We start from the raw sequence: 25,891 nt of genomic DNA, 5'->3' as shown, positions 1-25,891 counted from the left end.
CGCGTCTCGTGCCCCGTGAGGGTTCCGCATCACGCGTGGGACGAGTTCGACCAGTGAGAAGCGACAAGGAGGCCGCCCATGTCCGCGTCCGTTTCCCCACCGCGCGTCGGCGTCTGGCTGATCGGGGCGCGCGGCTCCGTCGCCACCACCGTCGTCGCGGGCTGCGCGGCCATGACGGCCGGCCTGCACCCCGCGACGGGCATGGTCACCGAGACGCCCCTCTTCGCCGACTCCGGCCTGCCCCCGCTCTCCTCCCTCGTCTTCGGCGGCCACGACACGGCCGACTGTCCCCTGCCCAAACGCGCGGAGGCCCTCGCCGCCGGCGGCGTCCTTCCCCATGACCTCCCCGCCGCGATCACCTTCGAACTGACCGCCGCCGACCGGGAGGTCAGGCCCGGCGGCCCCCTCCCGGGCGACACGAGGACCCCCGCCGAGCTGATCTCCTCCTTCACGGCCGACATCCAGGACTTCATACGGCGACGAGGGCTGACCCGAGCCGTGGTGGTGAACGTGGCCTCGACGGAACCCGCACCCACCGGCACCACCCTCCCGCCGAGCTCCCTGTACGCGGCGGCCGCGCTCCGGGCGGGCTGCCCCTACGTGAACTTCACCCCCTCGACCGGCCTCCACCACCCGACTCTCTCCTCCCTCGCCGCCTCCTGTGGCCTCCCGTACGCGGGCCGCGACGGCAAGACCGGCCAGACCCTGCTCAGGTCCGTCCTCGGCCCGATGTTCGCCCAACGGGCCCTGCCCGTCCGTGCCTGGTCCGGCACCAACCTCCTCGGCGGAGGTGACGGCGCCGCCCTCGCCGACCCGGCCGCCGCCGCGGCCAAGAACGCCGGCAAGGAACGCGTCCTGACCGACACCCTGGGCACCACCCCCGAGGGCGAGACCCACATCGACGACGTCCCCGCCCTCGGCGACTGGAAGACCGCCTGGGACCACATCGCCTTCGACGGCTTCCTCGGCACGCGGATGATCCTCCAGACCACGTGGCAGGGCTGCGACTCCGCCCTCGCCGCCCCGCTGGTCCTGGACCTCGCCCGGCTCGTGGCCCGCGCCCACGAGGCAGGCCTCTCGGGCCCCCTGACCGACCTGGGCTTCTACTTCAAGGACCCGGTGGGGCAGGGCCCGGCGGCACTGGGGGAGCAGTACGAGGCGTTGGCGGGGTTCGCGAAGCGACTGCGGGCCCGGACGCGGTCCGCCCCGGCACCGGAGGCCGAGCCGAAGCCGAAGCCGATGCCGCGTGAGGAGGCCCGATGAGCAGGGGACACCGTCGAGTGTCGGCCGGGGCCGGGGCCGGGCCCTCCCTCCCGACGAACCCCCACGCGTCGCCACCCCTCCACCCACAGCTCCCCCGGTCGGCCCAGTCCCCCCGGTCGGCCCAGTCCCCTCAGCCGACCTCGTCGAGCGCGACCTCCCCGAAGCGCCGCCTCTCCTTCGGCTACGGCACCAACGGCCTCGCCGACCTCCGACTCGACGACGCCCTCGCCCTCCTCGCCGACCTCGGCTACGACGGCGTCGGTCTGACCCTCGACCACATGCATCTCGACCCGCTCGCCCCCGACCTCGCGGCCCGCACGCAGCGGCTCGCGCGACGGCTGGACTCCCTCGGCCTGACCGTCACCGTGGAGACGGGCGCCCGCTATGTCCTCGACCCCCGCCGCAAGCACGGCCCCACGCTGCTGGACCCCGACCCCGACGACCGTGCCCGCCGGGCCGGCCTGCTGATCCGGGCGGTACAGGTCGCCGCCGACCTCGGCGCCCACGCCGTGCACTGCTTCAGCGGAGTCACCCCGTCCACCACCGACGAGGACACCGCCTGGAAACGCCTCCCCGACGCGCTCACGCCCGTCCTCGACGCCGCCACCTCCGCCGGCATTCCCCTCGCCGTCGAACCCGAGCCCGGTCACCTCCTCGCCACGCTCGCCGACTTCCACCGCCTCCGCGAGGCCCTCGACAGCCCCGCCGCACTCGGTCTCACCCTCGACATCGGCCACTGCCAGTGCCTCGAACCCCTCCCACCCGCCGACTGCGTCCGCGCCGCCGCCCCCTGGCTCCGCCACGTCCAGATCGAGGACATGCGCCGCGGCATCCACGAACACCTCCCCCTCGGCGACGGCGAGATCGACTTCCCGCCGGTCCTGGAAGCGCTGGCCGCCATCGACTACCGGGCCCTGACCGTCGTCGAACTACCCCGCCACTCCCACGCCGGCCCCCACTTCGCCGAACAGTCCCTCTCCTTCCTCCGTCGAACGACGGGCCGGACGGCCGCTCCTCGGCTCGAAGACACCGGCCCACCCGAGCCCGACCACACGCCCAGCCGCACCACCGACAAGGCCCGAGCGACTCCGGACGCTCCCGTGACACCACCGCCGTCCCCGAACGGGAGCCCCACGTGATCCACCACCGCACGCCGGACCGTCCGGCAGCCCACCCGGCCCTCGCCGCCCCCGCCGACCTGCGCGGCCACCTGAACGCCCACCTCGCGGACGCCGCTCGCGCCTGGCTGGGACGGGCACTCGACGAGGCCGCCGATCACCCGGGCACCCACGGGCCCATCTCCGTCTGGGAACTGCGCCTCGCCGAGGCGGGCCGACGCTGCGGTACCGAACACGCCGACGCCGTCCGCGTCCTGATCCTGCACGCGGCCCGCGCCGACACCGGCGCGCTCACCCGCGTCTACCGCCAGGGCACCGCCGACGAACGCCGGGCCGTCCTGCACGCGCTGCCCCACCTGGTGCCCGGCCCCGACGCGCTGCATCTCGTCGAGGACGCCCTGCGGACCAACGACACCCGCCTTGTCGCCGCCGCCCTCGGCCCGTACGCCGCCCGCCATCTGGCCCCGCACCCGTGGCGGCACGCCGTGCTCAAGTGCCTGTTCACCGGGGTACGCGTCGACGAGATCACCGACCTGACCCGTCGTGCCCACGGCGACGCCGAACTCGCCCGCATGCTCGGCGACCACGCCGAGGAACGCACCGCCGCGGGCCGTCCCGTACCCGAGGACCTGTACCGCGTCCTGGCCCTGACCGCGCCCCCACCGGCCGATGAGAACGGCATCGACGGCAAGGAGTCCTGATGCGCATCTTCGACCCCCACATCCACATGACGTCACGCACCACCGACGACTACGAGGCGATGCACGAGGCGGGCGTCCGCGCGGTCGTGGAGCCGGCCTTCTGGTTGGGACAGCCCCGCACCTCGCCGGCCTCGTTCATCGACTACTTCGACTCCCTGCTGGGCTGGGAGCCCTTCCGTGCCGCCCAGTACGGCATCGCCCACCACTGCGCCATCGCCCTCAACCCCAAGGAGGCGAACGACCCGCAGTGCACGCCCGTGCTGGACCAGCTGCCCCGCTATCTGCTCAAGGACCGCGTCGTGGCCGTCGGGGAGATCGGCTACGACTCCATGACCGCGGCCGAGGACCACGCGCTCGAGCACCAGCTGCAGCTGGCCGCCGACCACGGCCTGCCCGCCCTCGTCCACACCCCGCACCGGGACAAACTGACCGGCCTGCGCCGCACACTCGACGCCGTACGCACCTCCGCGCTGCCGGCCGAACGGGTGCTCCTCGACCACCTCAACGAGACCACCGTCAAGGAGGCCAAGGACAGCGGGGCCTGGCTCGGCTTCTCCGTCTACCCGGACACCAAGATGGACGAGGAGCGGATGGTCGCCGTCATCAAGGCGTTCGGCCCGGAGAAGGTGCTGGTCAACTCCGCCGCCGACTGGGGCAGAAGCGACCCCCTGAAGACCCGCAAGGTCGGCGACGCCCTGCTCGCCGCCGGGTTCGACGAGGACGACGTGGACCTGGTGCTCTGGCGCAACCCCGTCGCCTTCTACGGCCTCAGCGGCCGCCTCGCCCTCGACGTCACCGCGACGGACGCCACGCACGAGGGCAACAGCATCCTGCGCGGCGGGGAGTGACCCATGCGCTTCCGCCACCCCGACGGGTCCACCGTCCACCTCGCCTACTGCACCAATGTGCACCCGGCCGAGACCCTCGACGGTGTCCTCGCCCAACTGCGCGACCACTGCGAGCCCGTACGCCGCCGCCTCGGCCGCGACCGCCTCGGTATCGGCCTGTGGCTGGCCAAGGACGCCGCCGACGCCCTGGTGACCGACCCGTCCGCACTGCGCGGCCTGCGCACCGAACTCGACCGGCGCGGCCTCGAGGTCGTCACCCTCAACGGCTTCCCGTACCAGGGCTTCGGCGCCGAAGAGGTCAAGTACCGCGTCTACCAGCCGGACTGGGCCGACCCGGAACGCCTCGACCACACCACCGCCCTCGCGCGCGTCCTCGGCCGGCTCCTCCCCGACGACGTCACCGAGGGCACCATCTCGACCCTGCCCCTGGCCTGGCGCACGGCCCACGACGACACCCGCGCCGCCCGGTCCCGCACGGCTCTGCTCACCCTCGCCGAACGCCTCGACGCCGTGGCCGAGTTGACCGGCCGCTCCATCCGCGTCGGCCTGGAACCGGAGCCCGGCTGCATCGTCGAGACCACCGCCGACGCCATAGGCCCCCTGACCGACATCGGCCACGACCGCATCGGCATCTGCGTCGACACCTGCCACCTCGCCACCTCCTTCGAAGACCCGCACACCGCCCTGGACGCGCTCGCCCGAGCCCGTGTCCCCGTCGTCAAATCCCAGCTCTCGGCCGCCCTGCACGCCGAGCACCCCCACCTCCCCGACGTCCGCGAGGCCCTCGCCGCCTTCGACGAACCCCGCTTCCTGCACCAGACCCGCACAGCCACCGCCGCCGGCCTGCGCGGCACCGACGACCTCGGTGAGGCCCTCAGGGGCGAGGCACTCCCCGACGCCTCACCCTGGCGCGCCCACTTCCACGTCCCGCTCCACGCGGCCCCCGCCGCGCCCCTCACCTCCACGCTCCCCGTACTCAAGGCCGTCCTGACCCACCTGGTCGGCGGCGCCCACCCCCTCACCCGCCATCTGGAGGTCGAGACCTACACCTGGCAGGCCCTCCCACCCGAACTCCGCCCCCGGGGTCGCGCCCAGCTCGCCGACGGCATCGCCGCCGAACTCGCCCTCGCCCGCGACCTGTTGACGGACCTCGGCCTCAAGGAGCTGCCGTGAACCCGCAACCCGACGCGGGACCCACCCCCCTCCTCGTCCTGGACGTCGTCGGCCTCACCCCCCGTCTCCTCGACCACATGCCCCACCTCAAGTCCCTCGGCCAGTCCGGCTCCCGCGCCCACCTCGGCACCGTCCTGCCCGCCGTCACCTGCGCCGCCCAGTCGACCTTCCTGACCGGCACGCTCCCCGCCGAGCACGGCATCGTCGGCAACGGCTGGTACTTCCGCGAACTCGGCGACGTCCTGCTGTGGCGCCAGCACAACGGCCTCGTCGCCGGGGACAAACTGTGGGACGCCGCCCGCCGCGCGCACCCCGGCTACACGGTCGCCAATATCTGCTGGTGGTACGCCATGGGCGCCGACACCGACATCACCGTCACCCCCCGTCCGATCTACTACTCCGACGGCCGCAAGGAACCCGACTGCTACACCCGGCCCCCGGCCCTGCACGACGAACTCACCGCGCAACTCGGCACGTTCCCCCTGTTCCACTTCTGGGGACCGGGCGCCGACCTGGTCTCCAGCCGATGGATCGTCGACGCGACCCGCCACATCATCCGCACCCGCCGGCCGGACCTGGCCCTCTGCTACCTCCCTCACCTCGACTACGACCTGCAGCGCCACGGCCCCGACGACCCGCGCTCCCTGAAGGCGGCCGCCGACCTGGACAAGGTCATGGCGCCCCTGCTCGACGACGCCCGGGCGGAAGGCCGTACCGTCGTCGCGCTCTCCGAGTACGGCATCACCCCGGTGAACCGTCCCGTCGACATCAACCGCGCCCTGCGCCGCGCCGGCCTCCTCGACGTGCACACGCAGGACGGCATGGAGTATCTGGACCCGATGGCCTCACGGGCCTTCGCGGTCGCCGATCACCAGATCGCCCATGTGTATGTGCGCCGCCCCGAGGACCTGGAAGCCACCAGGGAAGCCCTCGCGGACCTGCCCGGTATCGACCAACTCCTCGACGACCAGGGCAAGAAGGCCCATCACCTCGACCATCCGCGCTCCGGCGAACTCGTCGCCGTGGCGGAGCCGGACGCCTGGTTCACGTACTACTACTGGCTCGACGACGCCCGCGCGCCCGACTTCGCGCGACTGGTCGAGATCCACCGCAAACCCGGCTACGACCCGGTCGAGCTGTTCATGGACCCGCTCGACCCGTATGTGAAGCTCAAGGCGGCCACGGCACTGGCCCGCAAGAAACTCGGCCTGCGCTACCGCATGGCGGTCGTGCCGCTGGATCCCTCACCTATTCGCGGCAGCCACGGCCGCCTTCCCGTGAGCGACGACGACGGTCCGCTCATCATCTGCTCCACCCCCCGCGCTGTCGGCGACCGCGTCGCGGCCACCGATGTGAAAGCACTGCTGCTCCGACTGGCCGGTCTCTCCTGACCGGTCAGAGCCCTCACTGGTGAGAAGTCCTCACTGGTCACAAGTGAAGCACTCACCACTGACAACGCCCGTCCACACAGAGGAGTTCCAGGCATGAGCCGCACTCACCAGCCGGATCCCGAACTCACCCACCGCCTCAGCAGACGAGGCATGCTCGGCGTGGCCGCCGGTGCCGCGGTCGCCGCGCTGCTGGGCACCGCGGCCACTCCCGCCGCGGCCACCCCCGCCACGGCGGCGACAGGCCGGGGCCGTCCCGTCCTCCCGCCCGGCCGACTCGGCATCCAGCTCTACAGCCTGCGCGACAAGGTCTCCACCCTCGGCTTCGCTCCCGTCTTCGCCGAGCTGGAGAAGTACGGCTACGACGAGGTCGAGTTCGCCGGCTACACCCAGGGCTCGGCGGGCCCCATCACGCTCGCCCAGCTCAAGCGGCTGGCCCGCGACCACGGCCTGACCCCGATCGGCAGCCACGTCGGCTACTACTCCAGCGACCCGAACGCGTACACCTTCGCCCAGAACCTCACCAAGGTCCTCGACGACGCCCAGGCCCTCGGCCTGAAGCACATCGGCACCGCCGCCGGACCGTTCCGCTACGGCATGACCGTCGACGCGATGAAGCGGGCCGCCGAGGAGTTCAACACCTACGGCGCGGCGGCCAAGGCGCGGGGCATGAAGTTCTACCAGCACAACCACTCCGAGGAGTTCTCCTTCGCCACGGACAACCCCAAGGTCCGCCTCTACGACGTGCTGCTCAAGGAGACCGACCCCCGCCTCGTCTACCTGGAGATGGACATCTTCTGGGCGTACGTGGCCCAGTTCCGGTTCTCGAAGCGGCCCGACGGAACACCCGCGCCGTTCGAGCCCCTCGACTACGTCCTCAGGCGCCCCGACCGCTACCCGCTGTTCCACGTCAAGGACGGCGAGAGCGACCCGTCGAACCCCTTCGGCTACCGCATGGTGGACGTCGGCGACGGCGACATCGACTACCAGAAGTTCATCTCGGCCGTCACCCGCCTGAAGGGCCACCGGCTCGCCCACCACTGGCAGGCCGAACACGACAACCCCACCGAGTCCCTCACCTTCGCCCGCCGCTCCAGCGAGCATCTGCACTCCCTGCGGGAGAAGTGCTGACCGAAGACACCGAACAACGGCAGCAGGCGGCCGCCCCGTGGTGCGAGACCACGGGGCGGCCGCCTGCTGCCGTACGCCGAGGCGTCAGGCCACTTCGTCACCGAGCGGACGGGGATTGGGAGCGATGTGCTTGCTGCGGGGCCGCCCCGGCGGGTGCAGGAAGACGGCCACGAAGCCGGCGAACAGCGAGATGGAACCGGCGAGCACGAAGGCGCCCGCGTAGTCCCAGTTCGCCACGACCACGGCGCCCATGCCGGACCCGAGCAGACCGGAGACCAGCTTGGAGCTGTAGACCAGACCGTAGTTGGAGGCGTTGTTGTTCTCGCCGAAATAGTCCGCGGTCATCGCCGCGAACATCGGGAAGATCGCGCCGCCACCAAAGCCGGAGATGCTGGAGAACACCAGGAACAGCGGCAGGTTGCCGATGTCGCCGGACCAGAGGATGCCGTACTGGGACAGGCCCAGCACGATGCAGACGAAGATCAGACACTCCTTGCGGCCGTAACGGTCGGAGAGCCAGCCGATGACACCGCGGCCGGTGCCGTTGACGATCGCCTTCAGCGACATGGCCGTGGCGACGATCCCGCCCGCGAAGCCGGCCTCGTTGCCGAACGGCACCTGGAAGGCGATACCGAAGATGTTCACACCCGAGGTGCACAGCAGACAGAACCACATCAGCGCGACGCGGCCCGTCCGCCAGGCCTCACTGGGCGTGTACTGCTTCACGGCCGGCGGGTTCTTCTCCAGCGCCCGCCGCGCGCGCGGGTCGTCCGGCTTCCGCAGCGGGTCGACCTCGGCCGGCCACCAGTTCTTCGGCGGGTCCTGGAAGAAGTAACCGGCCACGGCGACGACCGCCGCGAGGAACACACCGACGGAGACCAGCACCCAGCGGAAGTTCGTCAGGTCCATGAACCCGGTGAAGATGAACACGAAGGGCACCGAACCGTAGGCGAAGCCGCCGTTGACGAAGCCGGTCTTGCCGCCCTTGCGCTCCGGATACCACTTGCCGACCATGTTCACGCAGGTCGCGTAGACCATGCCCGCGCCCATACCGCTGAACATGCCGAACCCGACGTACGCGACGACGACGTGCGGAGCGAACGCGAGGGACAGATAGCCGAGCAGGGTGCCGACGGCGCCCAGCATCATCGCCCAGCGGGCCGGCAGCTTGCCGCTCTCACGGAGCTTCCCGGCGGGGAAGGCCACCGCGGCCTGGAAGAACACCCACACGCCCAGCATCCAGAAGATGTGCTGGTTGCTCCAGCTGTGTGCCGTGTGCAGGGTTTCCTCGGCGGACGCGAACGCGTACTCCGCCGAGCTGATGCCCATCATGCCCACCCACGGCAGGATGACCATCCACTTGCGTTTGCGGCCCATGATGTCGAGGTCGGATTCACCGATCCGGTACATCCGGCCGTTGGCGTCCGTCACCTCCCTGTAGGGGACGGATGTGGAGATGTCAGTTGTTGCCATGTCGATCGAACCCTCCGCGTGGAAGAAGTCTGGCCAGCGCCCCCTGTCCGTGTTTCTTCGCGCCGGGGCCCGCGGTGAGCGGTCGCCGCAGGCCCCGTGGTTCGAGCCGTCGCTCAGCTCATCGACCGCCCCCCAACAGCCGCGTCCACGGCGTGCGCCCGCGTCACAGCAACCCCGCCGCCCGCGCCCAGCGATACTTCGCACCCAGCACCGCCACCGGCTTCTCGGTCGTGTACGGGTACGCCACGACCCCACGCTCGAAGAGGTACTGGCAGGCCTCCTCGACCTCGACATCGCCCGCCAGCGACGCCACGACCGGCTTCTCGATGCCGCGCTCCCGGAACTCGGCCACCACGCGCGCGGTGAGCTCGGCGAACACCATGGGCGGGGTGACGATCGTGTGCCAGTAGCCGAGGACGAGCGCGTGGATGCGCGGGTCCTCAAGACCCAGCCGGATCGTCGCCTCGTACGTCGACGGCGGCTCACCGCCGGTGATGTCGACCGGGTTGCCGGCGGCCCCGAAGGGTGGGATGAACTCCCGGAAGGACGCGTCCAGGTCCGGCGGGATCTCCATCAGGGAGAGCCCGTTGTCCGTCACCGCGTCCGACAGCAGTACGCCACTGCCGCCGGCGCCCGTGATGATCACGACGTTGTCGCCCTGCGGAGCCGGAAGCACGGGCAACGCGCGCGCGTACTCCAGCATGTCGTTCAGCCCTGGCGCCCTGATGACACCCGCCTGCTTCAGGATGTCCTCGTACACGGCGTCGTCGCCCGCCAGCGCGCCCGTGTGCGAGCCCGCCGCCTTCGCCCCGGCCGCCGTACGGCCTGCCTTCAGGACCACGACCGGCTTCTTCGGGACGGTCGCCCGCGCGGCCTCCACGAAGGCCCGCCCGTCCTTGAGGTCCTCCAGGTGCATCGCGATGCACTCGGTGTGCGGGTCCTCGCCGAACCAGGTCAGCAGGTCGTCCTCGTCCAGGTCCGACTTGTTGCCGAGCCCGACGATCGCCGACACACCCGTCTTCGTGGTGCGCGCGAAGCCCAGGATGGCCATGCCGATACCGCCGGACTGCGAGGTCAGCGCCACGCCGCCCTTGACGTCGTACGGCGTGCAGAACGTGGCGCAGAGGTCCTGCCACGTCGAGTAGTAGCCGTAGATGTTCGGCCCGAGCAGCCGGACGCCGTGCCGCTCGGCGATCGCCACGATCTCGTCCTGGAGTTCGTGCTCGCCGGTCTCCGCGAACCCCGACGGGATCAAGACGGCGTTGGCGATGCCCTTGCGACCCACCTCCTCCAGCGCCGAGGCCACGAACCTGGCGGGGATCGCGAAGACCGCCACATCCACCTCACCAGGGACGTCCGTGACACTCTTGTACGCCTTGCGGCCCAGGATGTCATCGGCCTTGGGGTTCACCGGGTGGATCTCCCCGGAGAAACCGCCGTCGATGAGGTTGCGCATCACCGAGTTGCCGATCTTGCCCTGCTCGTTGGAGGCCCCGATCACGGCCACCGACGAGGGCTCCATCAGCCGGCGCATCGACGTGAGGATCTCCTCGCGCGTGTATGTACGCCGGGGCTTCGGCACCGACTCCGCGAGGATCACCCGGATGTCCGCCGCGACCGCGCCCTCCGGCGTGGCGATCACCGGGTTGAGGTCCACCTCGGCGATCTCCGGGAAGTCCGCGACGAGTTCGGAGACCCGGCGGATCTGCTCGGCGATCGCCCACCGGTCCACGGCAGGCGCCCCGCGCACCCCGCGCAGGATCTCCGCCGCGCGGATCGAGTCCAGCATGGAGAGCGCCTCGTCCGCGTCGACCGGCGCGAGCCGGAACGTCACGTCCTTGAGGACCTCGACCAGCACCCCGCCGAGTCCGAAGGCGACGACCTTTCCGAAGGTCGGGTCGGTCACCGCGCCGACGATGACCTCCTGCCCCTTGGGGAGCAGCTCCTGCACCTGGACGCCCTCGATGCGCGCCTGAGGGGCGTACTCCTTCGCGTTCTCGATGATCTGGCAGAAGGCGGCCCGTACGTCGGTGGCGCCCTCCACCCCGACGATCACACCGCCCGCGTCGGTCTTGTGGAGGATGTCCGGCGAGACGATCTTCATGACCACCGGCCCGCCGAAGCGCGCCGCGTACTTCACCGCCTCGTCGACGTCCTTCGCCAACTCCTCGCCGGGTACGGCGATCCCGTACGCGTCGGCGATCACCTTGCCCTCGGGAGCGGTCAGCGCGCTCCGGCCCTCGGCCCGCACGGCGTCGAGGAGTGTGCGCACCCTCAGCACCCGGTCTTCGGCCATCAATCAGATCACTCCGTTCGACTTGAGCAGGCGCAGTTCCTCGTCGCCGAGGCCGAGCTCGCCGACGTAGACCTCTTCGTTGTGCTCGCCGAGCAGCGGTGAACTGGTCACGTCCACGGGGGAGTCGGACAGCTTCAGCGGGCTGCCGACGGTCACGAAGTCGCCGCGTTCGGGATGCGGCACGGTGACGACCATCTCGTTGGAGACCAGGGACTCGTCCTCGATGATCTCCTTGGTGGAGAGGATCGGCCCGCACGGGATGTTGTGGGCGTTGAGCCGCTCCAGCACCTCCCACTTGGGCAGGGTGGACGACCACTCCTCGATCAGCTGGAACATCTTGTTGAGCTTGGGCAGCCGGGCCTCCGGCGTCGCCCACTCGGGGTCGTCCGCCAGCTCGGGCCGGCCGATGAGCTCGCTGACGGGCTGCCAGCCGACGGGCTGCACGATGACGTACACGTAGTCGTTCGGACCGCCCGGCGCGCACTTGACCGCCCAGCCGGGCTGGCCGCCGCCGGACGCGTTTCCGGACCTGGGAACCTCGTCGCCGAAGTCGTCGTTGGGATATTCACGGAGCGGGCCCTGTGCCAGCCGCTGCTGGTCCCTCAGCTTCACCCGGCAGAGGTTGAGGACGGCGTGCTGCATGGCCACATTGACCCGCTGACCGCGCCCGGTGTTCTCCCGCTGGTACAGCGCCGCGAGAATCCCCGCCACGGCGTGGATGCCCGTGCCCGAGTCCCCGATCTGGGCCCCCGTCGCCAGCGGCGGCCCGTCCTCGAAGCCGGTGGTCGACATCGACCCGCCCATGGCCTGCGCGACGACCTCGTACGCCTTGAAGTTGGTGTAGGGGCCTTCGCCGAACCCCTTGATGGAGGCATAGACGATCCGCGGATTGATCTCCTGGATGCGGTCCCAGGTGAAGCCCATGCGGTCGACCGCGCCGGGTCCGAAGTTCTCGACCATGACGTCGGAGCGCCGGATCAGCTCGGTGAGGATCTCCTTGCCGCGCTCGGTCTTGGTGTTGAGGGTGATGCTCCGCTTGTTGCAGTTGAGCATCGTGAAGTAGAGCGAGTCGACGTCCGGGAGGTCGCGCAGCTGCTTGCGCGTGATGTCCCCGGTCGGCGCCTCCAGCTTCACCACGTCCGCGCCGAGCCAGGCGAGGAGCTGGGTGGCGGACGGGCCGGACTGGACGTGCGTCATGTCGAGGACGCGGATGCCTTCGAGGGCCTTGGTCGGCGTACCTGACGTCGCTGTCATCGGGGCCACCTCACTTGTACATCGTCTGGTTCATGGTTCCGGGGGCGTACGCGTCCGGGTCGACCCAGACGTTGATCAGCGACGGCTTGCCGGACTCGCGGGCGCGCCGGAGCGCGGGGCCGATGTCGGCGGGGTCGCGGACCTCCTCGCCGTGACCGCCCAGCATCTGGGCGAACCTGTCGTAGTGGACGTCGCCGAGGGTGTTGCCGATCCGCTCGCGTTCCTCGCCGTACTTGGCCTTCTGGCCGTAACGGATCTGGTTCATCGAGGAGTTGTTGCCGACGATGCCGACGAAGGGGAGGTTGTAGCGGACGAGGGTCTCGAAGTCCCAGCCGGTGAGGGAGAAGGCGCCGTCGCCGAAGAGGGCCACCACCTCCTTGTCGGGCCGTGCCTGCTTGGCGGCGAGCACGAAGGGGACGCCGACGCCGAGCGTGCCGAGGGGGCCCGGGTCCATCCAGTGCCCGGGTGACTTGGGCTGCACGACCTGCCCGGAGAAGGTGACGATGTCGCCGCCGTCGCCGATGTAGATGGAGTCCTCGGTGAGGAAGTCGTTGATTTCGCTGACCAGCCGGTAGGGGTGGATCGGCGAGGCATCCGACTTCAGGCTGGGCAGGCGCTTGTCGATCGCGGTCTGCTCGGCGGTGCGCAGTTCGTCGAGCCACTCCTTGCGCTTCGACGCACCCCCGTTCAGGCGTCCGGAGGCCGCCTCGGTCACCGACTTCAGGATCAGCCCGGCGTCGCCGACGATGCCGAGGTCGATGTCGCGGTTCTTGCCGACGGTCCGGTAGTCGAGGTCGATCTGCACGACGGTCGCGTCCTGCGACAGCCGCTTGCCGTAGCCCATACGGAAGTCGAAGGGCGTACCGACGATGACGATGACATCGGCGCCTGAGAAGGCGTACCGGCGGGAGAGCTGGAAGTGGTGCGGGTCGCCGGGCGGGAGCGTGCCGCGCCCCGCGCCGTTCATGTACGCCGGGATGTTCAACGTCCGCACCAACTCGATGGCGGACTCGGTGCCACGCGTCGTCCACACCTGGCTGCCCAGCAGGATCGCGGGCTTCTCGGCGTGCACCAGCAGGTCGGCGAGCTTCTCGATCGCCTCGGGGTCGCCGGCCGAGCGGGTCGAGGCCCGGTAGGCACCGGCCTTCGGCACGCGTGCCTTCTCCACGGGCACCTTGGCGTCCAGGACGTCGCGCGGGATCTCCAGGAAGGAGGGCCCGGGGGCGCCGTGGTAGCACTCGCGGAACGCCATCGACACCATGTCGGCGGCGCGGGCCGTGTCCGGCACGGTCGCCGCGAACTTGGTGATCGGCGTCATCATGTCGACGTGCGGCAGGTCCTGCAGGGACCCCATCTTGTGTTGGGTGTGCGCCCCCTGGCCGCCGATCAGCAGCATCGGGGACTCCGCGCGGAACGCGTTGGCGACACCGGTCACGGCGTCGGTCGTACCGGGGCCGGCGGTGACGACCGCGCAGCCGGGCTTGCCGGTGATACGGGCGTAGCCGTCGGCGGCGTGGGCGGCGACCTGTTCGTGGCGTACGTCGACGACCTCGATGCCCTCGTCGACGCAGCCGTCGTAGATATCGATGATGTGGCCGCCGCACAAGGTGTAGATGACCTCCACACCCTCCGCTTTGAGTGCCTTGGCGACGAGGTGACCACCGGAAATGAGGTCCTGGCTGTTGCCGTCGGGCATGGCGAAGTCCTGTCCCTTCGTAGGGGTTGGAACGCTCTCGCGGTTGATTGCATACAGTCGACGAATACTGTATGAAGCTTGTTATCCCGCATCCGGTGGGTGGTGTCCAGGGGGCGTGCGGCACTTTTGAGTCAGGAGCCGGAATGGACCTTTTCGAGCACCAGGCAAGGGAACTCTTCGAGGAATACGGCATCTCGGTGCCTCGGGCCGAGGTCACCGACTCGCCCAAGGAGGCGCGGGAGATCGCCCGCAGGCTGGGCGGACGCGTCGTCGTCAAGGCCCAGGTGAAGACCGGAGGGCGGGGCAAGGCGGGCGGAGTGAAGCTCGCCGCCGACCCGGCCGCGACCGAACTGACGGCGCGACAGATCCTCGGCATGGACATCAAGGGCCACACCGTCCACAAGGTCATGGTCGCCGAACCCGTCGCGATCGAGAGCGAGTTCTACGTCTCCTACGTCCTCGACCGCGCCGCCGGCCGCTTCCTCGCGATCGCCTCGGCCGAGGGCGGCATGGAGATCGAGGAGGTCGCCGCGACCCGGCCCGAGGCCGTGGCCCGTATCCCGGTCGACCCCGTCGAGGGCGTCACCTCGGCGAAGGCGGCCGAGATCGCGGCGGCGGCCGGCCTGCCGCCACAGACCGTCGACTTCCTCGTACGGCTCTGGGAGGTGCTGACCCGCGAGGACGCCCTCCTCGTCGAGGTCAACCCGCTCGTCCGTACCGAACAGGGAAGGATCCTGGCCCTCGACGGCAAGGTCACCCTCGACGACAACGCGACCTTCCGGCAGGCGCGTTGGGGCGACGAGGGCTTCGCGCACGACGACCCGCTGGAGGCGGCCGCCGCGGCCAAGGGCCTCAACTACGTCAAGCTGGACGGCGAGGTCGGTGTCATCGGCAACGGCGCCGGACTCGTCATGTCGACCCTCGACGTGGTCGCGGGCTGCGGCGCGCGTCCCGCCGACTTCCTCGACATCGGCGGCGGCGCCTCCGCCCAGATCATGGCCGACGGCCTCTCCGTCATCCTCTCCGACCCGGCCGTGAAATCCGTCCTCGTCAACGTCTTCGGCGGGATCACCGCCTGCGACGCGGTCGCCGACGGGATCGTGCAGGCCCTGGACAGCGTCCAGTTGACCAAGCCGCTGGTCGTCCGCCTCGACGGCAACAACGCCGCACGGGGCCGGGCGATCCTCGACGCCCGTGTCCACCCCCTCGTCCACCAGGCCACCACCATGGACGGCGCCGCGCGCCGCGCCGCCGACCTCGCCCACGCGATCTGAGGAGCCCGGTCATGGCCATCTACCTCACCAAGGAGAGCAAGGTCCTCGTCCAGGGCATGACCGGCGGCGAGGGCATGAAGCACACCCGCCGCATGCTCGCGGCCGGCACGAACATCGTCGGCGGCGTCAACCCCCGCAAGGCCGGCCGGACCGTCGACTTCGACGACCGTGCTGTTCCCGTCTTCGGCTCCGTCCACGAGGGCATCGAGGTCACCGGCGCCGACGTCAGCGTCGTCTTCGTCCCGCCCGCCTTCGCCAAGGCGGCGGTGATCGAGGCCGCCGACGCCGGCATCGGCCTCGCCGTCGTCATCACCGAAGGCATCCCGGTGCACGACTCCGTCGCCTTCACCGCGTACGCCGCGTCCAGGGGCGCCCGGATCATCGGCCCCAACTGCCCTGGCGTGATCACCCCCGGCCAGTCCAACGCCGGCATCATCCCCGCCGACATCACCAAGCCGGGACGCATCGGCCTGGTCTCCAAGTCCGGCACGCTCACCTACCAACTCATGTACGAACTCCGCGACATCGGCTTCTCCACCTGCGTCGGCATCGGCGGCGACCCCGTCGTCGGCACCACCCACATCGACTGCCTGGCCGCGTTCCAGGACGACCCCGACACCGAACTCATCGTCCTCATCGGCGAGATCGGCGGCGACGCGGAGGAACGGGCCGCCGCGTACGTCCGCGACCACATCACCAAGCCCGTCGTCGGGTACATCGCCGGCTTCACCGCGCCCGAGGGCAGGACGATGGGCCACGCCGGGGCGATCGTGTCCGGCTCGTCCGGCACGGCGCAGGCCAAGAAGGAGGCGCTGGAAGCCGTCGGGGTGAGGGTCGGGAGCACTCCCACCGAGACGGCCCGGCTCGTGCTCGCCGCCCTGGAAGCCGGAGTCTGACCTCACCCGTGGCCGACGCACCCCCCCGCCCCCGACTGTGCACCGAGAGCGGAGCAATCCATGCCATCCACCCTCACCCTCAAATCCGGCACCTCCTGGACCGACGCCTGGCAGCGCTGTCTCGCTGTCGCCCCCGAAGCCTTCCGGGACGACCGTGTCCTCAACCTCTGGGGCGCCGCCTGGCAGGCCGACGGCCGTGCGCTCCCGGCCACCAGCCCCGTCGACGGCAGCCCCGTCGCGGGCCCGCCCCGACTGGACGGCGCCACCGCGCACCAGGCGGTACGCGCCTCCCTCGACCAGCACCGGGCCTGGCGCCACGTCCCCCTCGACGAACGCCGTGCCCGGGTCGCCGCGACCCTCGACGCCCTCACCCAGCACCGCGAACTGCTCGCCCTCCTCCTCGTCTGGGAGATCGGCAAACCCTGGCGGCTCGCGCAGGCCGACGTGGACCGGGCCATCGACGGCGTCCGCTGGTACGTCGACGGCATCGAACCCATGGTCGAAGGGCGCGTCCCGCTCGACGGCCCGGTCTCCAACATCGCCAGCTGGAACTACCCGATGAGCGTGCTCGTGCACGCGATGCTGGTGCAGGCACTGGCGGGTAACGCGGTCATCGCCAAGACCCCGACCGACGGTGGCGTCGCCTGCCTCACCCTGGCCAGTGCGCTCGCCGCCCGAGAAGGGCTGCCCGTCACCCTCGTCAGCGGCAGCGGAGGCGAGCTGTCGGAAGCACTCGTACGCGCCCCCGAGATCGGCTGCGTCTCCTTCGTCGGTGGCCGCGACACCGGCGCCGCGGTGGCCACGGCCGTCGCCGACCTCGGCAAACGCCATGTACTGGAACAGGAGGGGCTGAACACCTGGGGCATCTGGAACTGCACGGACTGGGACACCCTCACCGCCGTCATCCCCAAGCTCTTCGACTACGGCAAACAGCGGTGCACGGCGTACCCGCGTTTCGTCGTCCAGCGTGAGCTGTTCCACGAGTTCCTGGCGGCGTACCTCCCGGCGGTCCGCACGCTCAGGGTCGGCCACCCGCTGGCCGTGGAGCACCCCGACGACCCGTACCCGAAGCTGGACTTCGGGCCCGTCATCAACGCGGCCAAGGCCAAGGAGCTGACCGACCAGGTCGCCGAGGCCATAGACCGGGGCGCCGTCCCGCTCCACCGGGGCAAGCTCGCCGACGCGCGCTTCCTGCCCGGCCAGGACACCGGCGCGTACGTCCAGCCCGTCACCCTCCTCAACCCGCCCTCGGCCTCCCCGCTGCACCACGCGGAACCCTTCGGCCCGGTCGACACCATCGTTCTCGTCGACACCGAGGCCGAGCTGCTCGCCGCCATGAACGCCTCGAACGGCGCGCTCGTCGCCACCCTCTCCACCGACGACCACGCGACGTACGAGCGGCTGGCACCCCAGATCCGGGCGTTCAAGGTCGGCCACGGCAAACCCCGCTCCCGCGGCGACCGCGAGGAGCTCTTCGGTGGCTTCGGCGCGTCCTGGCGGGGCGCCTTCGTCGGCGGCGAACTGCTCGTGAAGGCGGTCACACGCGGTCCGGCGGGGGAGCGGCTGCCGGGGAACTTCCCCGAGTACCACCTCATGCCGTCCGCGGCCTGACATGGCCGGATCGTGACTGTCCGATCACCCCAGGTGAGGCCGTGCGGGCCTGCTCGGTGAGGCCCGCACGGCCCTGCCCGGAGCCCGGATATGCAGGTGAAGGGCACTCCGAAATCTTGGTATTGTTGTCCATGTCGCCGCGGGGAACACCCCCGTCAAGGCGGCATACACCTGGTCCGGGTGGCGGAATGGCAGACGCGCTAGCTTGAGGTGCTAGTGCCCTTTATCGGGCGTGGGGGTTCAAGTCCCCCCTCGGACACACAGTGGGACGTTCACGAGATCATCCCGAAGCGTTCACGAATTACCGGTCGAGTCATGTGACTCACCGGTAATTCGTCGTTTCTGGGGCCTCGAGCCTCGTGATCGGCTCGATGAGGGGGCGAGGCGGTGGCGGTCCAGGTCCTGCGCCTCTCACCTGCGGAAACAGGACATGCCTGCGCGACGGCTGGCGCACCCCCGACCTCACCGCGTCCACCGCAACCACCCGCTACGGCACCGCCGGGGCGACCTCCTGGGACCGGATGCACCCCGGACCCACCCACCGCGGCCCCTGGCTGGAGCACGCCCACGAAGAACCGCCCATCCTCCACGGCACGTTGATCCGGCTGAAGGTCGAGCACCTGCCGGGCGACCGCGACCCGAAACCCGTCTGGCTGTGGTCCTCGGCAGACAGGGCCACACCTACGGACATCGACCGCTGATGGCAGTCGTTCCTGCGCCGCTTCGACCTGGAGCACACCTTCCGGCTGATGAAGCAGACCCTCGGCTGGACCGCACCGAAGAACAAGCACCAGGCCAGGCACCACGACGTCGGCAAGACGGCCAAACGCGCCGAATCGATCCAGGAGCACCGAGCTCAGCGGGGACAAAAGCCAAGCTCAGGTCAGAGCCGTCCCCAGCAGCTCGACGCGATGCGAAGTCGTTCGGGCGCTCACACCGAGTATGCCGAAGATGAGATCACGGCCCATCGTCGCGCCTACCAGCGTATTGACCGGGCCGAACGAGGCCGCCATCGGTGTGACCGCGGCTCCGGCCGTGGCCTTTGCCTCTTGGCGTGACGCGATGAAGGCCGGGACATCGGCCGGCCGGATCAACGGGCCACTCGACCCTACTCGGAGGCCGCAGCCTCCCGTGATCATCGACGCTCCGCGCTCAAGACAGGCTTGAGCGCACAGTTCCGGCAGCGACGCAGGACGGTCGGCCGCGACAACGAGGAACCCACCTTCTCGCAGGTACGGCACCAACGCCTCGCTGGTCGTGATGGTTTCCATGACAGCGGTCGGCTCCGCTTCAGGGAGACGCTCACGCACCCACTCGCGGGCCACATCGACCTTTGCCCGTCCGACGTCACAACGCCGATAGAGATATTGACGGTTCAAGTTCTCCAGCGCGACCCGGTCGCCGTCCACGAGCGTGAGCCCGCCCACGCCCGCACCCACGATCTCAGCCAGCACCGCGCCGCCGATGCCGCCGACGCCGAGAACGGTCACGTGGGCCGCGCGCAGCCGATCCTGTGCCGCGCCGGCATCCAGACCCAAGGCCGCGAAGTACTCGACCTGGTTCCGCCAAGCGGACGAGTGCCACGAACGGTCGAACGGCGCGACTACGAGGCGAAGCCGAATCAGCGTACGCACGATGGCGTCCACTTGGCTTCCGCTCGGAGCTGCGAGGCCGGCCGGCTCGTCGGAGACCGCTTTGAGCCATTCGAACATCGATTCAGGGCAGCGTCGAACCAGCAGTACCTCGTCGGAAAAGACGCGCAGCTCGTCGCCGTCGCGGGACCAGGTCGCCGCGGGCGAGAGCACGTAGCGGTCGATACCATCAGCCATCCCTGGACTTCCTTCGTAGCGAGATCACCGTTTGGCGAAGATCATGCAGAATCGGCGTTCCAGCTGAACCGGGGGAAGCGCACGGCGCCCATCGGCGGCCAGGGCCGACCTGCCAGTGCCTCGCGCTGCAGCCAGTGGCCTCGGAGACGCAGGAGCGGCAGGACCGGACACTGCTCGCGAACCGTTCGCCGCAGCTCGTCGTGCGCCGCATCGTCGTCCGGGACTTCGGACAGCCGGTGCAGCAGCGGCGCGAGGACGGGGTCACGGCGCGCCGGGTCGAGCAGGTCCAGAGCACTGATCGGATCCTCGAAGAGCGGGCCCCGCAACGCGAGGAGCACGTCGCAGGACTGCGCCGAGCCCGAGATGAAGTCGGCGCGTGCCAGCTCGACCTCGACACCGAGGTTCTCGGTCAGCTGGGCCGCGACCTCTTCGGCCACGTCCCGGTTGGGGTAGTAGTCCCAGTACCCCAGGCGCAGCCGTACGCCGGAGCCGACGGTGCTGGGCGGGGCCTCGACGTGGTGGCCGGGCGCTGCCGACTCCGCACCGTTCCAGCAGCGTGCGACAAGGCGGTCGTAGCGAATCGCGCCGAGGAGCCGGCGACGGAACTCCGCGTCGCCCACCGCCGACGGGCTGTCGGGGTTGATCTCAAGACGCATCTCGATCGCGGTCGGTGCCGTGTGGAACACCTGGCTGTCCGCGAAGTCTGGGACGCGGTCGAGCGGAAACGCCGTCGCGCACGTCACATCGACCTCGCCCCGCCGGAACCTCTCCGGGGCGTCGTGCGGATCGCGGCGGACGAGCACCCGCACAGGTGGCGTGCCGGCCTTGACGGGTTCGAGCCAGTACTCGTCATCGGCGGTGCGCACGGCACGCTGGTACGTACCGGAGGACAGTTGCCCGCACGACGAGATGGGAGCGAGATCGACGCTCCGCAGCAGGCTGGGAAGGTGCGGCGCCTGGCGGCGGAGCTCGATGACGAGCGCGTCCTTCGATGTGCGGACCGCGCGGATGTCACGCAGGAACCGCTGGAGCGACGGAACCGTGAGCGCGGTCTTGATCGCCCGGGCGTGATCGCGCGCACGCACCGGGCTCCCGTCGGAGAAGGACGCGCCCTGTTGGACGCGGTAGTGCTGGCTCAGCCCGTCGTCCGCGACCCACATGAGATCGAGCCGGCTGCGTTGGCTCGCCGCGGCGAACCAGCGGCTCAGGTAGTCGCCTCCCGTGGGCCCGTGCCATCGAATCGGGTCGTCGTCCACCTCGACAATGACGGGGCGCGTCACGTTCACGTGGTCACGAGGGGGCTGTCGGCCACCGGAGGAGTCCGTCCGGGGGCGTCCGGCGAGGCGTCGATCTGCGCACACAGCCCTGCCACCGCCGTCGCGACCTCGCGCAGCCGCCCAGGGGCGATGTTCGCGAGGAGAGCTTCGCGTTCTTCCCGCCCGCGCGGCATGAGGGCCTTGAACACCTTGGCCTGCGCCGGCGTCAGGCGGAGAGTCGACACCTCTGCCTCACTCGCGCGATACACGACCACGACTGTCGGACGGCTCAGCTCCGGCTTCCAGGTGATTTCGCGCGGGTCGGAAATCATCGTGACGACGTCGACATCGAAGTCCCTGATCAGGAAATGCGGCTTTTCCTCCACGGTGGCGGGCCGCCGGTATACGTTGACGAGCTCTTTCTCGACCTCGTCCCCCCGGAACTCCGCAAGCATCGAGTCGTATGCGAACAGCGCCCTGGCGGCCTGCGCATGCACGCCCTCCATGTGCGCCAGAATCTCAGCGAGCGCTTCCTCGATGGGCATTGCAGCCCGTTCGAGCAGTGCGTCGATGAGTTCGACGTACGTGTGTCCCGCACCTTGCTTGAGGAATCTCAGCAGGTGGTAATAGCGGCGCGTGAAGTACCGCGAAAGGCGCAACACGTCCTGGTAGTACTCGTAGTCCCGATTGCCGCTGCGAATGAAGGTGAATCCGGTGAAGGTCGCCAGATCATCCTTGATGAGCGCGCGGACGTCCGACGGGAGGAAGGTGCCCATGACGTCGAGTCCGCTTTCGAGCGGTTCGAGGTCAGCCCGGTACTCATCCGTGATCTCAGCGCCGGGAAGCGGCTGAAGCACACTGAGGTCACTGTTGACGGCACCGTAGGCGATCGCGTCGAAGACGACCTCCAGTGCCTTCTCGAGGTCGTCGGCGCTTTCGTCCGGGTATCCCACGATCGTGTTCGTCTCGAACTGGATGCCGACTTCCTGGGCGGACCGGAAGAACTCGTAGGTCCGCTTCGTCGAGGGCATCTTCAGCATGGCTTTGAGGATCTTCTCCGACCCGGCGTCCGTGCCGCAGAAGATGTTGAAGCATCCCGCGTCGGCCATGCGCCGCAGAAGGGACGGGTTGACATTGTCCGGTCGGACCGCGCAGCCCCACTCGAACATGTCGTTGTGCTCGGAGAAGTAGGACACGAACTCGTCAAGATACGTGCGCTTGTTGGCGAAGTTGTCGTGCAGGAAGTTGAACTGGGTCACCCCGTACGTGCGGTGCAGGAAGCGAAGCTCATCGAGGATGACCGCGGGATCCTTGATCCGGAAGTCGCGGTCCCAGAACGTCGACGTCATGCAGAACTTGCACGAGTAGGTGCACCCGGAGCCGATGTGCACGTCGAAGATGTGCGGGGTCGACAGCCGGATGTAGTCGCCCATCGGGACGGCGTCATACGCGGGCATCGGCACGAGGTTCAGGTTCGTGGTCGGCTGGGGCCCGCTGGACACGGCCTGGCCGTTCTTGCACGACCAGAAGCCGCGTACCGCCGCGGGATCGGTCCCGTCGGCAATGGCATCCGCGAGGGCGGTGATCGCGAGCTCTCCCTCGCCGCGGCACACGAAGTCGACGCAGTCGGCGAAGCGTGGGAGGGCGTCGGGGAAGACACCGAACGTCCCGGGTCCACCGAGAACCACCGTGACATCGGGCCGGAGGCGCTTGACCTGACGCCCGATGAGAAGGCACGCCGGGAGGGTGTCCGCGAGACAGGTGAGGCCGAGAATGTCGGGATCGTCGGCGAGGAAGCGAGCGCAGGTCTGGTCGAGCCAGTCAGCATCACTGGGCTCGAAGGCACCGATCCGGTGCTCGTACTCCAGGTCGACGACGACGGCGGGATGACCGTGCGCCATCAGTGGTGAGGCGATGCAGAGCAGTCCGAGAGGAACGAAGAACGGAGAATTGACATCGGAGTTGATCAGGGGCCGGCCGAGCGTCACGCGAGCATGCCGCGTGGACGATCGAACCGACACCTGGCCCTCTCCAGCAAACGAGAGGGCCAGTCGTTTCTGAGTCGGCATCAGATGCGATCAGCAGCGCCGCGCAACGATGGCGCCCAAAGTAGCCGATGACAGGGCGATCAACTCGACGTCATCGTCAAGGTCAAGACCTTCCTCGTCGGTGAAGAGCACCATGTCCGGTTTGGCCTCATCCGTCATGGTCACCGAACGCTCCGTCAGTGCCTGCGTCATTTTTGACCCCTCTTTACCTTGACTGGTTCCAACATCCTTATCTCATACAGTCTTTGGCGTCTCGTCAATGGGCAGTGCGCACGCTTCCCGGTGCCACGCCTGGTCCCAGACGCATCGGCCGTTGTGTGGCTGTGATGTTGCCAGGAATGAGGAAGTGCCCTGTGGCCTGCGACGATGGGAGTTCTTCAGTCTTCCAGCACGCAAGATCGCGAGGGCAGTTCACAAGATGCGATCTCCCCACGCCGCGGGGAGCCTTCGCAGCGCTGTTCGATGATCCGAATCTGATCGCGTACGGGGGGTGGCGACCTTGCTGGTGGGGACCTCTCCCTGAGCGGCGGACGCGATGACACCGGGTCTGCTTGATCCGGGGGAGCGAGAGGACCGCTGACGGTCAATCGATTCCGCTTCTCCCCCAGTCGTCAGCGCGGTAGGTCGTGAATGTCCTGTTCAGTGCCCTCTTCATGCCGATGGGGGAGTGGTACTCCACTGTTCCGGTTGAGGGCATTTCGTGGGGCGGGACTGCCGACGGCCCGTGCGGTTCCGGCGCATCGCGCACGTGCCCCGATGTCCCCTGGCCGACGGTTGCCAGGCCTTTCCCGCCCCTTGTAGGGCTTGATCGAATCTGGGTAGGCTGCTGCCGGTCCGGAACAGTGCCAAGCGGAGAGGCTGCCGTTTGAGACTGCTCACCGTCAGCGGACAAGGGCTGCACAGGGATCGTTTCCCGCCATGTGGCGCGGAAGATCAAAGACCGGAATCCGCAGGTCGTGGAAGCCGATTCGGCGATCACTCCATTCAGCGAGCCCAGTCATTCAGGGCATCCGGCAGGGTCTTCCTGCCGGCGGTCATGAGGTCTCTTGAGGCTGTGGGTGCCATCGGCCCCCACTTTTAATGTGTCTTCCGTTATGTGACATTCGGGACGGAGCTAGGATTGTGACCTCTTCGCAGGCCAACGTTCCTGATCTGGAATCCACGGCAGTCCCGTTCTTTCCGATTCCCAGGGCGTCTGGTTGTCCGCTGGATCCGGCACCTGGACTCGCCGAGCTACAGGAACGGGCGCCGCTGGTCCGAGTTCGGCTTTGGGACGACAGCACTCCGTGGTTGGTGACGAGGCATGCGGAGCAGTGCGCGCTCCTGTCGGACCGCCGGGTCAGCGCGGACTGGATGCAGCCGGGCTACCCGTTCCACAGTCAGTTTCTGCGGGACCACCATGAAGAAGGCCAGTTCCTGACCGCCATGGAAGGCCCCGAGCATCTCCGGCTGCGCCGGATGATCGCCCGGCCGTTCACCCCCCGCAAGGTCGAGCAACTGCGGCCCACAGTCCAGCAAGTCGTCGACGACCACATCGATGCTCTGCTGGCCGGCCCGAAGCCGGCGGATTTCGTGGCGGATTTCGCCCTGCCGATTCCGTCCATCACCATCTGCCACGTGCTCGGCGTCCCTTACGAGGACCACGACTTCTTCCAGCACGCCATCAGGACAATGACCGGCAGCGACGTCCCGGACGACGTCATGAACAAGTCCCAGCGCGAGCTGTATCACTATCTGGCGAAGCTGATCGGCCGCAAGCTCGCCGCCCCCGAAGACGACCTGCTGTCCCAGCTGGCCACCGAACGGCTGGCCACCGGCCAGCTGAACCGGCATCAGCTGGTGATGCTGGTCCTGTTCCTGCTGGTCTCGGGGCACGAGACCACAGCCAGCATGATTGCGCTGGGCACGCTGGCCCTGCTGCAACATCCCGACCAGATCACTGTCCTGAAGGACTCCGACGGACCCGAGGTCGCCGCGGCCGTCGACGAGCTGCTGCGGTACCTGACCACCGTCCAGCCCGGCCGTCGCCGCGTGGCCGTGGAGGACATCGAGATCGCCGGGCAGGTGATCCGCGCCGGCGAGGGTCTGATCCTCCCGGAGGAGATCGGCAACCGCGACGAAAGCGTGTTCCCCGATGCCGGGGAGCTGGACCTACGCCGCGATGCCAGCCAGCAGCTCGCCTTCGGGCACGGTGTGCACAAGTGCACCGGCCAACCGCTGGCCCGCCTGGAGCTCCAGGTCGTGTTCGCCGCCTTGTTCCGGCGCATTCCGACACTGGCCCTGGCCGCCGACCTCGTCGACCTCCCGTTCATGGACGACGGGCTCGGATACGGCGTCAAGAAGATGCCCGTGAGCTGGTAAGTGAACGAGGCTGAGCCGGTGACAGGAGCCGGAGTGGACTTGTTGCAGATCGGGCACGGCCGACCGGAGCCGGAGCCGAGTCTGCCGGTGGTGGAGGGTTACCAGGAGATGCACGCTACCGGTTCCGGCACTTGGCACCTCCACCGAGGATCGCAGCGGCGCCGGCAACGGTTCCCGGAGGGTCGGCCGGATGTCCTGCGCGAAGTAAGGACGGTAAGTTCCGGTCGACGGCGGAGGCCCAACGCCAATGATCACCGGAGTCACCAGGGGGATCC

Annotated in this window: 19 protein-coding genes, 1 tRNA gene and 2 pseudogenes; 13 read left to right on the top strand and 9 right to left on the bottom strand. The window is 69.2% G+C overall.

Going from position 1 to position 25,891, the window contains the following annotated elements; all coding sequences use genetic code 11:
- Positions 1 to 78: 78 nt before the first annotated feature.
- The 7 genes from JIX56_RS06590 to JIX56_RS06560 all read left to right on the top strand — a co-directional run bounded on the left by JIX56_RS06590 (position 79) and on the right by JIX56_RS06560 (position 7,622).
- The gene (locus JIX56_RS06590; RefSeq protein ID WP_257537816.1) at positions 79 to 1,263 is read left to right on the top strand and encodes an inositol-3-phosphate synthase; all 1,185 of its coding nucleotides are present in this window, start codon (positions 79 to 81) and stop codon (positions 1,261 to 1,263) included.
- The gene (locus JIX56_RS06585; protein ID WP_257537815.1) at positions 1,260 to 2,402 is read left to right on the top strand and encodes a sugar phosphate isomerase/epimerase family protein; all 1,143 of its coding nucleotides are present in this window, start codon (positions 1,260 to 1,262) and stop codon (positions 2,400 to 2,402) included. The genes JIX56_RS06590 and JIX56_RS06585 overlap by 4 nt, the downstream gene beginning before the upstream one ends.
- Positions 2,399 to 3,082: an EboA domain-containing protein gene (locus tag JIX56_RS06580; RefSeq protein ID WP_257537814.1), complete on the top strand. Its 684-nt coding sequence runs from the start codon at positions 2,399 to 2,401 to the stop codon at positions 3,080 to 3,082. The genes JIX56_RS06585 and JIX56_RS06580 overlap by 4 nt, the downstream gene beginning before the upstream one ends.
- Positions 3,082 to 3,930, top strand: coding sequence for a TatD family hydrolase (locus tag JIX56_RS06575; protein ID WP_257537813.1), 849 nt, complete (start codon positions 3,082 to 3,084; stop codon positions 3,928 to 3,930). Before JIX56_RS06580 ends, JIX56_RS06575 begins: the two co-directional genes overlap by 1 nt.
- A 3-nt stretch (positions 3,931 to 3,933) precedes the next feature.
- On the top strand, positions 3,934 to 5,103 hold the full coding sequence (gene eboE / locus JIX56_RS06570; RefSeq protein WP_257537812.1) for a metabolite traffic protein EboE: 1,170 nt from the start codon (positions 3,934 to 3,936) through the stop codon (positions 5,101 to 5,103).
- A complete protein-coding gene (locus JIX56_RS06565) occupies positions 5,100 to 6,494 on the top strand; it encodes a nucleotide pyrophosphatase/phosphodiesterase family protein (RefSeq protein WP_257537811.1) in 1,395 nt (464 codons plus the stop codon). Before eboE ends, JIX56_RS06565 begins: the two co-directional genes overlap by 4 nt.
- Positions 6,495 to 6,587: 93 nt before the next feature.
- On the top strand, positions 6,588 to 7,622 hold the full coding sequence (locus tag JIX56_RS06560) for a sugar phosphate isomerase/epimerase family protein (RefSeq protein ID WP_257537810.1): 1,035 nt from the start codon (positions 6,588 to 6,590) through the stop codon (positions 7,620 to 7,622).
- Between the two features lie 84 nt (positions 7,623 to 7,706).
- On the opposite strand, the gene JIX56_RS06555 is transcribed toward JIX56_RS06560, so the two are convergent.
- From JIX56_RS06555 to JIX56_RS06540, 4 genes are all read right to left on the bottom strand, one after another.
- Positions 7,707 to 9,095 (bottom strand): OFA family MFS transporter, encoded by a 1,389-nt coding sequence (locus JIX56_RS06555; RefSeq protein WP_257537809.1) that lies wholly within the window; start codon positions 9,093 to 9,095, stop codon positions 7,707 to 7,709.
- Between the two features lie 163 nt (positions 9,096 to 9,258).
- Complete coding sequence (locus tag JIX56_RS06550; RefSeq protein ID WP_257537808.1) at positions 9,259 to 11,391, bottom strand: acetate--CoA ligase family protein; 2,133 nt, start codon at positions 11,389 to 11,391, stop codon at positions 9,259 to 9,261.
- A gap of 3 nt (positions 11,392 to 11,394) precedes the next feature.
- Positions 11,395 to 12,645 (bottom strand): formyl-CoA transferase, encoded by a 1,251-nt coding sequence (gene frc, locus JIX56_RS06545; protein WP_257537807.1) that lies wholly within the window; start codon positions 12,643 to 12,645, stop codon positions 11,395 to 11,397.
- 10 nt (positions 12,646 to 12,655) lie between these two features.
- On the bottom strand, positions 12,656 to 14,341 hold the full coding sequence (locus tag JIX56_RS06540) for a thiamine pyrophosphate-binding protein (protein ID WP_257537806.1): 1,686 nt from the start codon (positions 14,339 to 14,341) through the stop codon (positions 12,656 to 12,658).
- 143 nt (positions 14,342 to 14,484) lie between these two features.
- On the opposite strand from JIX56_RS06540, the gene sucC reads away from it, so the two are divergent.
- The 5 genes and pseudogenes from sucC to JIX56_RS06515 all read left to right on the top strand — a co-directional run.
- On the top strand, positions 14,485 to 15,615 hold the full coding sequence (sucC, locus tag JIX56_RS06535) for an ADP-forming succinate--CoA ligase subunit beta (RefSeq protein ID WP_257537805.1): 1,131 nt from the start codon (positions 14,485 to 14,487) through the stop codon (positions 15,613 to 15,615).
- An 11-nt stretch (positions 15,616 to 15,626) separates the two neighbouring features.
- The gene (gene sucD / locus JIX56_RS06530; protein WP_257537804.1) at positions 15,627 to 16,511 is read left to right on the top strand and encodes a succinate--CoA ligase subunit alpha; all 885 of its coding nucleotides are present in this window, start codon (positions 15,627 to 15,629) and stop codon (positions 16,509 to 16,511) included.
- A gap of 60 nt (positions 16,512 to 16,571) precedes the next feature.
- On the top strand, positions 16,572 to 18,122 hold the full coding sequence (locus tag JIX56_RS06525; protein ID WP_257537803.1) for an aldehyde dehydrogenase family protein: 1,551 nt from the start codon (positions 16,572 to 16,574) through the stop codon (positions 18,120 to 18,122).
- Positions 18,123 to 18,296: 174 nt separating this feature from the next.
- Positions 18,297 to 18,381 (top strand) — tRNA-Leu (locus tag JIX56_RS06520).
- Positions 18,382 to 18,562: 181 nt separating this feature from the next.
- Positions 18,563 to 18,904, top strand: a pseudogene (locus JIX56_RS06515) (NF041680 family putative transposase); the annotation flags it as partial.
- Between the two features lie 96 nt (positions 18,905 to 19,000).
- Here JIX56_RS06515 and JIX56_RS06510 read toward each other — a convergent pair.
- The 5 genes and pseudogenes from JIX56_RS06510 to JIX56_RS06490 all read right to left on the bottom strand — a co-directional run bounded on the left by JIX56_RS06510 (position 19,001) and on the right by JIX56_RS06490 (position 23,447).
- A complete protein-coding gene (locus JIX56_RS06510) occupies positions 19,001 to 19,951 on the bottom strand; it encodes a ThiF family adenylyltransferase (protein ID WP_257537802.1) in 951 nt (316 codons plus the stop codon).
- A gap of 41 nt (positions 19,952 to 19,992) precedes the next feature.
- Complete coding sequence (locus tag JIX56_RS06505) at positions 19,993 to 21,231, bottom strand: hypothetical protein (RefSeq protein ID WP_257537801.1); 1,239 nt, start codon at positions 21,229 to 21,231, stop codon at positions 19,993 to 19,995.
- Positions 21,232 to 21,233: 2 nt separating this feature from the next.
- Positions 21,234 to 22,640: a B12-binding domain-containing radical SAM protein gene (locus tag JIX56_RS06500; RefSeq protein ID WP_257537800.1), complete on the bottom strand. Its 1,407-nt coding sequence runs from the start codon at positions 22,638 to 22,640 to the stop codon at positions 21,234 to 21,236.
- 201 nt (positions 22,641 to 22,841) lie between these two features.
- Positions 22,842 to 23,108 (bottom strand): annotated as a pseudogene (locus JIX56_RS47930) (hypothetical protein); the annotation flags it as partial.
- 177 nt (positions 23,109 to 23,285) lie between these two features.
- Positions 23,286 to 23,447, bottom strand: coding sequence for a hypothetical protein (locus JIX56_RS06490; RefSeq protein ID WP_257537798.1), 162 nt, complete (start codon positions 23,445 to 23,447; stop codon positions 23,286 to 23,288).
- A 930-nt stretch (positions 23,448 to 24,377) separates the two neighbouring features.
- Between JIX56_RS06490 and JIX56_RS06485 the strand changes: the two genes are divergently transcribed.
- Positions 24,378 to 25,616 carry a cytochrome P450 gene (locus JIX56_RS06485; RefSeq protein WP_257537797.1) on the top strand — a complete coding sequence of 413 codons (1,239 nt, stop codon included), beginning with the start codon at positions 24,378 to 24,380 and terminating at the stop codon, positions 25,614 to 25,616.
- Positions 25,617 to 25,891: the final 275 nt, after the last annotated feature.

Origin of the sequence: Streptomyces sp. CA-210063, from assembly GCF_024612015.1 — a bacterium.
Taxonomy (GTDB): Bacteria; Actinomycetota; Actinomycetes; order Streptomycetales; family Streptomycetaceae; genus Streptomyces.
The sequence above is the reverse complement of the archived record's forward strand: the minus strand, read 5'-3'. Positions and strand labels throughout refer to the sequence as shown.